General features: G+C 25.5%; 1 protein-coding gene. It reads right to left on the bottom strand.

Annotation, left to right across the window (positions count from 1 at the left end):
* The coding region (locus A9G42_RS05990; protein WP_179854622.1) for a glycosyltransferase family 8 protein at nt 1–541 on the bottom strand (541 nt) is incomplete at its 3' end.
* Nucleotides 542–792: the final 251 nt, after the last annotated feature.

The raw sequence follows: 792 nt of genomic DNA, 5'->3' as shown, positions 1-792 counted from the left end.
AAATGTTTAAAACATCTTGATCCGCAAATTTATATATATTTCCATTATTGATCAATTCTAGCGCTTTTTCAGAAATATTTTCATCACACCATTTTTTTGTGTTTATCAAAAGAACGCCTGCATTAAAATATCTTTTTGAATCAATGTGATACATTTTACTTATTGTTTGTTGCATATCTTTTGTATCGCTTACTACGCCAGCAATATAATCTTCAATATTGTACTCAAATATTTGTGCTAATGATTGTAAACATATTACATCACTATCAAGGTAAATTAATTTATCAGTTATTGAGGAAAGAAAATTGGGCATGATAAAACGAATACAAGTTGATACATTAGTTATATGTAGAACAAGTGTTTTAGGATTTATAATAAAATTATTATTCAAATAATAAAGCGTAATCGACACATTACTACAGCTTAGTTTTTTGAATTTTTCAATATTTTTATCAGAGACATTATCAATAAATAAATGAAAATGAAGATTATAATTTGGCGTGTTTTTTATTACTGATAACATTGCAACACCGGCAGGCATTGCGTAATTGTCGTCGAAACCTAGAGCAATATTGAGTGTTGAGTATTGTGGGTTGCTGTTATTAATAAGTGGGGAAATTTGATCAATAAATTTGTTAACGTTCAACATGTAAATTATTTTAATTATAGAATGTGTATGCAATTATATATTCAATTATCGTCAAAATATAGATCAAATAATTTTGGTAGATGATATAGTGTTTAACCTATTAAAAAATTTAAAAAACAAATTTACACATAAATATGTTTTAT

The organism is Gilliamella sp. Nev6-6, from assembly GCF_001690605.1.
Lineage (GTDB): Bacteria > Pseudomonadota > Gammaproteobacteria > Enterobacterales > Orbaceae > Gilliamella > Gilliamella apicola_C.
Note: the sequence above shows the minus strand (reverse complement) of the source record. Positions and strands in the feature narration are given on the sequence as shown.